This window comes from Clostridium sp. AM27-31LB, from assembly GCF_003480745.1.
GTDB lineage: Bacteria > Bacillota > Clostridia > Lachnospirales > Lachnospiraceae > Butyribacter > Butyribacter intestini.
Window position 1 is genome coordinate 2,501 of record NZ_QUJS01000014.1, and the last position, 8,979, is coordinate 11,479.

Genomic DNA, 8,979 nt, shown 5'->3' on the forward strand with positions numbered 1-8,979 from the left:
CACCTCAGATGCAGCTTCAACAAAAACTCCGGACAGCAGTTCAGATGCAGTTTCAACTTCTTCACCTGTAACAGCAACTCCGACTGCTTCACCTTCGGAAACGACAAAACCAACTACTTCACCTACAGCCGTTCCGATTTCAACACCAAACCACAGCTATTATACCGGTGATGATTCATTGTCAGATTATGTAACTCCTACCCGTACTGTCTATGACACCTTCCACTACTTACACTGCGGGTATTGTTTGCAAAAAAGTTCCATTAACCATCAACGGAACAGGAACATTAAACATTATCTCTACAAACGGTGGCAATGGTGCATTGGATTATAGTGATGGTTCAGATTGTGTATGTGAGATTTCAGGCGGCAGCCCAAACGGTGGGGCACCAAATGACATCATCTATTTATATAGGCAAAAAATACATTAAAAATTGCATATAGTTGCTAAAATTAACATTAAAAATCAGACATGATTATCAGGCATAATTGAAATACTTTCTCATAAAAGTTATAATTATTTAAGGATATCCGGCTTTGTTAATATTGCATTTTATGCTATATACCCGTAAATCACACGGTATTTTTACATTATATAGTAAAAGTTATGTATGACAACAAAATACGAATATCTAATTTAAAAAAGAGAGTGAGGATCTTATATGAGAAAAAAATTTTTTAAAAAATGCCTGGCTTCAACTATGGCATTAGCACTGGTTATAACCGGCACAAACTCAATACCGGCTTTAGCTGCAAAGAAAGCGAGTGTAAGTTTAAAGAAAACATCCGTATCAGTCACAGTCGGAAAAAATGTAAAATTAAGTGTTGTGAAAAAAAATTTAAAAAAAGTCAAAACCACTACTTGGACTTCCAAGAAAAAAAGTATTGCTTCTGTAACTAAAAAGGGAGTGGTAACCGGAAAAAAAGCAGGTTCAACAACTGTCACCTGTAAGATAAGCTATCTTCCTGTTTCATCAAAGAAGTACATAACAAAGACATTAACTTGTAAGGTTAAGGTTATCAAAAAATCTGCTGCAACACCTACAGCATCTCCTGTCAATTACAAAGGAGACGACACTTCTAATATAGGTGAAGCAAGAGAAGTTTCAATTGCAGGTGGTATTTCCGACAAAATGACAGTAAAAGATAACGGCAAAATGCGTACAAATCTTTCATCTCAGGAGCTTATCAAAAAAGAGATGGGTATCGGTATAAATCTCGGAAATACAATGGAAGCAACAAAAGCTGCCAACGAAAAAGATAATTTCAGTAATGCTACTGATTATGAAACAGCATGGGGTGCACCCGTTACCACACAGAAATATATTGATGCTATACATTCGTATGGTTTTAACACCATTCGTGTCCCTGTTGCATGGACCAGCATGGTTAAAGAAAACGATACAACCTATACAATTAACGAAAAAATGCTTGGTCGTGTAGAAGAAATTGTAAACTATGCACTTAACGATGGTATGTATGTTATTATCAATGACCACTTTGATTATGGATGGTGGGGTAAATTCGGTGCCTGCACTGAAGATGCAAACGGCAATAAAATTGCTGATGAGACCACCCGTGCCGAAGCTTTGAAGAGATATGAAAGATACTGGGAGCAGATTTCAGAACGCTTCAAAGGCTATTCAGATCATCTTATTTTTGAATCTGCGAACGAAGAATTCGGCAACCATATCAACGATTATAATTTAGGTTTCAACACAGCAGTAAATGGTGTTACCGGAAACTTAACTGTCGCTGAATGTTATACTCTGACTAATAAATTAAATCAGGATTTTGTTGATATTGTCCGCAAATCAGGCGGAAACAACGAAAACAGACATTTGCTTTTGGCCGGATACAATACTGATATTAAAAACACTTTAGACGACAGCTACAAGATGCCTAAAGACACTGATGCCAATGGTACAAGCAAACTTAGTGTATCGGTTCACTACTATGATCCATGGGACTTCTGTGGTGACGATGCACACGGCACCTACACTGAACAGGATAAGAAGCATACAGAAGAAAAATTTGATTCATTAAAGAAATTTACAGATGCAGGATATGGAGTCATTATTGGTGAATGTGGTGTATGTATTCCAAAGCAGGTCGGTGTTACAACCTGCCTTAACGATGTTATAACACTTGCAAAAGAGCGTGGTCTTTTACCGGTACTCTGGGAAACACCAGGCTGCTATTTTGACCGTGAAAAATGCATTATGCTTTATAAAGATATTGCAGAATTTTTCAATAACCTTACAGGCTCTAATGGAAACACAAAAGACATAACAGCACGTTCAGATGATCCTGTTGTAGAAATTACACCAGTTGATGTTCCTGCTGATGCAACTCCAGTTTGGTCATGGACAGGAAAATGGAAAAAGAACGATGGTAGCAATATCGGATTAGACGGAAACAAAGTGACAAGCACCGATGAATCAAAATTCATTCAAAAAGAATCATGTACAGATGATTCTAAGATTCAGTTTAACAGCTGGGGTTATCAGACATTCTTACAGCTTGACTGGAGTCAGTTTAAAAAACCTTGCATAAAAGTCACATTTGAGGACAGTTCGGAAGATGCCACCGGAGATCTTATGTTATCAACAACAGATAAGACAGACGGTTCTTCAACAGACAGACAGAACTATCCAAACAGTTCATGGGCTGGAAAAGGTTTTATCCTTCCTGAATCTATGATTACATCATTGAAAGGAAGCAACCCTGTACTTAATCTTACATTTGGAAATGCTCCTACTGTTACATCTATTGCAGTTTATGAAATGGGACAGTAATACAACTAAATTATTGAATTTGTATTATCACGATTGCAGCAATTCAGTTTTTGAGTCCCTGTAACTACATACAAAAAGCAGGACTGTCTTTTCTAAGATGGTCCTGCTTTTTATTAATTATTCTTTTGTGATATCGAGGCAAATACCTTAAATTACATCATCTGTCCACTTTAAAATCACATTTTCAGCTTTTCTGCGAAATCGTCTCACGGCATCCTGCTCACTTAATTTTATTCCCTCTAATGGTTCAGTGTCTCCTTCAAAAGCATCTATTATTTTGGCAACCGTAGAATATTTTTTCTTTGCTTTCTCTTTATCTCCGGCATCTTCATAAAACTTAGCCATTATCATCTGCATTTCTATAAGAGTATAACCTGATACCTGCTGTTGCAATGATGCATTTTCAAGACTTTCCTGTCCTTCGAGCAGCCTTGCCTTTAATTCCGTAGCCGAAAAATATAATTCCGGTATTTTTTCTATAACTTTCCTGCACGCACTCAAATCACCAAGTTTATGATATGTCTCTGCCATAATCCTAAATGCATCCAGCTTCACTTCAAGTTCAACATTAGGTGTCTCTGCTAATATCTCCGCAATCCTTATGATTTCTTCTTCTCTATTTTCCTGAATCATCAATGGATATAACAGATTATTTAATATCAACACATTTCCCGGAAACTTTTTCAAGCCCTCTCTAAGGATTTTTTCAGCCTTTTGGGGATTGTCATCTCTGATTTCATAAGCCTTATGGCAGACTGTGATAACTTTTTCTTCTAATTTCATTCTGTCATAATCAAACAATTCATCAATCGAAATTTCAAAAAAGAATGCGATTGCCGGAAACATTGTAACATCAGGCATGGCAAGTCCATTCTCCCACTTACTGACCGCCTGAAATGACACTCCAAGATACTGTGCAAGGGTGTCCTGTGAAATCCCCTTTTCTTTTCTAAGTTTTCTTATTTTCTCTCCTATATTTACAACTGTCATATATACTTTCCTTTCATCATAAATGCAACTGTGCCATTGCGAAACCATCACTGCAATTAACTTTTGCACATATAGTAAGTTTCACAATTACCTATTGTATATGTAACCCTGCAGAGTTTATGTTAAAAGTATATATTTATATAGCCTAAAATACCATAACGCAAAAATAGAAAATCATTCAACCTTTGGTTGATACAAAATTTATATAATGATTAATTTTTTATGCAACTTCAACAGAGTTGTCCTGTATCTGTTTAATCACCATCATTATCTGCTTTGCGGTTGCCATATCATTTTTAAACAGCGAAGTTATACTGCCTGCACTTCTGAAAGGTTCTTCTGTAAGCACCTTATTATCCTCAATATTTCCATTTTTCACAATATAATCAATTATAAGTCTTACAAAACGGTACTGATTTACATTGAGTCTTTCCTCGTTTAAAAACTCATTAAATGCCTTATTTACGGCTTCACGGTCAAGACCCACGATACGCCTTACCATTTTGCCTACCGGTGTATCTCCGTACTCATTTTCATAATCGGCTTTACTTCCAAGCTCCGTCCACAATATATGTTCAAGTGTATCTAAATCCGTACGGGTTAATTTCTCATTATTGCGAAGTTTGTGTACGGCAAGCGTGTCCTGATGCTGCTTAAGATAAAACTCAACCTGTTTTTTATAATTTTTCAGATTATTTGCTGCACTTATCGGCTGTCCCTCTACCGGTTCGCTGATTTTATCAGTAAAATTCGTATAATAAATATTTCTTTTTATCTTATCTATATATTGAAGAAGATTGCGAATCGATGTCCTGACATAATCGATTTCAATTATCGTGGCATTTTCCCAAAATTCCTCTTTCTGTACTTTTTCAATAACATCTCTCTGTTTCTGAACTGCAGGAATATTATATTTCTTCGACAATAAAACTGCCGTTTTTACAACCGTATCTATTGGCTTGGAAATATTTTTCCTCTGCAATATACCGAGATTTATAGTGTGCATAAGATAATCAAATCTTCTGACTAACTCATCGCTCTTTTCAGGCATAACCAACGGTGCTACATGATTTTTTAACTCTGACACGCTATTAGCTTCTAATGACTGCCAATTACTAAGATTTCGATACTTTTCAACATACCGTAAATGCCTTTTAACACGAAAACTGTCATCATTCATATCCATCACTATCTGGTGCATACCTGCAACAAGATCATTTCTGTACTTTGAATACTTTTCATTTTCCTGTTTTTCCAATTCTCTTGTAATCTGCACTTTCACATTAAATATTTTTTCGGCAAGCGACTCCTGTATTCCTGACTCCGCACCATTCTTATTTGCACGAAAATATTCAAAATTTCTGCACCAGTCAAAAATCAAAAACTTTTCTTTATCAAGTCCCCCGCCAAACAAATCCTTGCAAAGTCTTGTTCCACGACCTACCATCTGCCAGAATTTAGCATAACTTTTAACCTTTTTAAAGAAAACAAGATTTGTAATCTCAGGAATATCAATACCCGTGTCAAGCATATCCACTGAAACTGCTATCTGCGGCATTTTATTTTTATCACTGAAATCGTCAATAAGCGAATCAACATACTTGATGCTATAGTCAATTTCCTTGATAAAATCCCCACCGTATTCGGGAAATCTCGCCAAAAATCTGTCAACGATAGCTTTCGCATGGCGATTATTCTTAGCAAAAATAATCGTTTTGCCAAGCTTGTCTCCTCCCTCAACTTTAATTCCTTTGTCAAGCAAAACCGATAAAACGCTGTCTATAGTGTCTGTGTTATACACCCATGTGTTAAGTTCTGAACTCAAAACCGTATCTTCAATCACCGGGTCATCGTCAAAAGTATCTTCAAATTCTTCTTTTTCTTCCTCAGACAAATCCTTATAGCAAATACCATTGTCAATAAATTTAGAATTAGTTTCAATCGTGGAATAATTTACAAGATAGCCCTCTTCAACTGCTGTTTCAAGTTCATATGCAAAAGTAGGGTTGCCACGCTCAAGGTCAAAAATCGCATATGTATCCTTATCAACATCTGTTTTTGGAGTCGCTGTCATGCCAATCAGCATAGCATCAAAATAAAAGAAAATATCCTGATATTTTTTATATATACTTCGATGGCTTTCATCAATGATTATCAGGTCAAAATGTCCTGGTGTAAACAATTTTTCTCCGAACTTATTTTTCTTTTCATCTATCATATTCATCATTGTCGCATATGTAGAAAAAATCATTTTAGAATTTTCCGGGTCGTCTTTATAATCCAGCAGATTGCAACAGGTCAAATCAGGCAGTAAATTTGAAAAATTCTTCTTCGCCTGTCGCACAAGTGCCGTTCTGTCTGCAAGGAAAAGAATGTTTTTAATATAATTATGTTTTCTAAGCACATCAACAATGCTGATACTGACTCTTGTTTTTCCCGAACCTGTAGCCTGTACTATCAGCATTTTTCTATGTCTTTTTTCAATAGCATCACAAACAGCCAGAACTGCTTCTTTCTGATATGGTCTGTCAGTAATCTTATCATTGATTTCCACATTAACCAAAGGTGTTCTTAATTTTCTTCTGTCAATCTCTAACTGTAATTCATCCTGAGTGAAAAATCCCGAAACTTCTCTCTCAGCATAATTCATATAATCATTTTTGTAGTAAAATTCAAAACCGTTTGTAGTAAAAATCAACGGTCTTTGGTTATATTTATTTTGCAAACAATCCGCATACAACTTAGCCTGATGACTGCCAACTTTAGGATCAACAGTTGATTTCTTGGCTTCTACCACAGCCAGTGGCAAATTATCTTTTCCCCAAAGCACATAGTCTACATAACCTATTCCGCTTGCATTTGGCATACCTGTAACTTCTTCTTCCTCAGTCACATTCTTTCCGATAATCCATCCTGCTTCTTTTAATTCTAAATCTATGTAATACTTGCGTGTCTTAGCTTCGCTTATCTCGTCAACCTGATAAGTCCTGTTCTTTATATTTTCCTCACGCAGTTTTGCCATCTCAATACGGAGATTTTCATTTTCTTTTAAAACTTCATCAAGCTTTTTGTCCTTGCCCGACAAGGACTCATATAATTCTTTTAATTTTGAAGCCTTTACCGACTCCTCTTTGCCTGTCGGAACAATATTTTCTTTAAATGTCCTATTGTGATATTCTTTAGAATAACTATAATCAATCCAGTCGCAAAAACAAAAAAGATTCCTGAGTGACAACAATGCATCATCACGCTTAATGCTGTTGTTGGTATGAACGGCAATATTGCCTAACTTTATTACATACTTTAACTTTCCAAACAATCCCGGCTCAATAATATCCCTGAAAGTCTGCTCATGAATCAAACTTGAAACATTGTCTCTATATGGCAGTTTCAAATCATAATCATATGAATAAACAAATCTGACAGCAAGCTCAAGTGCTCTCCTTGACAATATCGCACAGGTAGCAGGTGATATAGCTATAGCTTTCTCTGCCTCAACCGCCTGCTCGGCAAACTCCCCAAACAATTCTTTTTCCAATAAATAATCAAAATTTGTTGCCATAGTCACCCTCCCCTGACAGCTTTAGTACATTATTGTAATTTAACTAATGTAAATGAAGTCTTATTTATATGATTTTATACCACTGCCGAATTTTTCTGTTTTATTATCTCCTTGATTTCGTGAATACTTTTTTGAGTTGCAAGTGATATTTTCTCTAATGTAAATTTGTTATTATACATATTCATAATAATCTTTTCACTGCTTTTCTTTTCTCCAATCAGTTTACCTCGGGCTTCTCCTATCGCCTCTCCTCTCGCCTCAGCTCTTTCCTCTATTCCTAAACTCAGATTACACATAACACTCACACCCTCTGTAAAGCATACTGAAAATTTTTGTCTTGATATTATTATAAACAAGGTGGTCTGGGAAATCAACTGCATTTAACAATGTTTTAGCAGCCTGGTAGATTAGTTATTGTTGTCACACTATATATAAACAATAATGGCGGAAAAACCGCCTTTTCTATTTTTATAGTATAAACTAACTTTTGATTTGTCGATCTGTTCAAGAAATGTAACATATTCTTGCTGGAGCTCAATTGGTGGGACAATCAATTCTCTCTGTTTTAAAGAATTAAACTCTATATTATCCGCAGTTACAGCTCTAACTCCTGACAAAATATCTTTCTCATGCATCTTGAACTGAATAGCCAAAAATCTTGTTAATACTCTTTTGTTTGGAATAAATACCTTTAAATCCTGATTAACTGTTATCGGTACCGCATTAATTGCTACTGGCAATGTGTGCTTTAATATTCCACTTCTGATAACCATAATTACTGAGTTAATAGGAACCATACGTGCAGTACTATTATCCACACCCAATTGATTAATCTTTATCTGACTATCAGTCAAAACATCAGTTTTCATATCTTTGGAAGACACCCATGGAATATCACCATCTTCGTAGTATTCTGGATGTGATTTAGACGGAGTTCCACCTCCATAAATCTCCTTACAAAGCTTTTCTACTGTGTCATTTTCCCATCCTTTATCATTATAAATAGCATCTCCAAAGAGCTCGACAAATCGGGCTTTCACCAATTCGCCTAAAAATATAAGTTCTTTTTTTCTTTTACCAATAATAGACTCAACCTTTTGTAATATATCTATAATACTATCTTGTTCTGACAATAAAGGACATTTAATTTCTAACTTAGATAAGTCTTCTTTATTAAATCCTGCCTGTGCAGCTCTTGAACCAACATTTAATATTGCAGTTTGAAAATACGGAGATTTCAAATAATAGTATAAATATTTCTTTTGAAGCATATGTGTATCGGGAATTGCACGCATTATTGCTACATTATACGCCCCGGATAGTCCTGTCAATATTTTTCCAATTGATGCACCATATCTTGCTATTAAAATGTCATCTGCTTGACATATCTTTGTACTCTTACTTATCTTTACATATTCTGGAACCACTTTTTCACTCTGAGTAAAGTCTCGTATTTGAAGCATACGAATATATCCTTCTTGCTTTTCAAATAACCACTCATCTTTTGGCGGCTGTGAACCACCTTGAAAATCACATATATCTGTCAATCTCACTTTTTCCATCCTCCTCACAAATCCGAATTTATTAAGTTTTCAGCATTTCTATACCTCATCTTCTTGACTTTCAGTC

Annotated in this window: 6 protein-coding genes (1 of these 6 running past the window's edge); 1 reads left to right on the forward strand and 5 read right to left on the reverse strand. The window is 35.6% G+C overall.

Features of this window, described 5'->3' with window-relative positions:
* Positions 1-3, reverse strand: the start of a protein-coding gene (locus DW721_RS16210; protein WP_182436353.1) for a hypothetical protein. It extends 174 nt beyond the left edge of the window; only the first 3 of its 177 coding nucleotides appear in the window; it begins with the start codon at positions 1-3; its stop codon lies beyond the left edge, outside the window.
* A 659-nt stretch (positions 4-662) separates the two neighbouring features.
* On the opposite strand from DW721_RS16210, the gene DW721_RS15190 reads away from it, so the two are divergent.
* Entirely contained in the window at positions 663-2,798 is a 2,136-nt protein-coding gene (locus tag DW721_RS15190) for a cellulase family glycosylhydrolase (RefSeq protein WP_118746233.1), read from the forward strand.
* Between the two features lie 147 nt (positions 2,799-2,945).
* Here DW721_RS15190 and DW721_RS15195 read toward each other — a convergent pair whose 3' ends face one another.
* The 4 genes from DW721_RS15195 to DW721_RS15210 form a co-directional block, all read right to left on the reverse strand.
* Entirely contained in the window at positions 2,946-3,788 is an 843-nt protein-coding gene (locus DW721_RS15195; RefSeq protein WP_182436354.1) for a helix-turn-helix transcriptional regulator, read from the reverse strand.
* A 220-nt stretch (positions 3,789-4,008) separates the two neighbouring features.
* Positions 4,009-7,350: a DEAD/DEAH box helicase family protein gene (locus DW721_RS15200; RefSeq protein WP_118746235.1), complete on the reverse strand. Its 3,342-nt coding sequence runs from the start codon at positions 7,348-7,350 to the stop codon at positions 4,009-4,011.
* Positions 7,351-7,424: 74 nt separating this feature from the next.
* Complete coding sequence (locus DW721_RS15205; protein ID WP_118746236.1) at positions 7,425-7,646, reverse strand: hypothetical protein; 222 nt, start codon at positions 7,644-7,646, stop codon at positions 7,425-7,427.
* Between the two features lie 129 nt (positions 7,647-7,775).
* Positions 7,776-8,903, reverse strand: coding sequence for a restriction endonuclease subunit S (locus DW721_RS15210; protein WP_243036043.1), 1,128 nt, complete (start codon positions 8,901-8,903; stop codon positions 7,776-7,778).
* Positions 8,904-8,979: the final 76 nt, after the last annotated feature.

Excerpts from the sequence above, each read along its gene's own strand:
- DW721_RS15195 (WP_182436354.1), bottom strand. The coding sequence starts at position 3,788 with ATGACAGTTGTAAATATAGGAGAGAAAATAAGAAAACTTAGAAAAGAA.
- DW721_RS15205 (WP_118746236.1), bottom strand. The coding sequence starts at position 7,646 with ATGTGTAATCTGAGTTTAGGAATAGAGGAAAGAGCTGAGGCGAGAGGA.
- DW721_RS15190 (WP_118746233.1), top strand. The coding sequence starts at position 663 with ATGAGAAAAAAATTTTTTAAAAAATGCCTGGCTTCAACTATGGCATTA.
- DW721_RS15200 (WP_118746235.1), bottom strand. The coding sequence starts at position 7,350 with ATGGCAACAAATTTTGATTATTTATTGGAAAAAGAATTGTTTGGGGAG.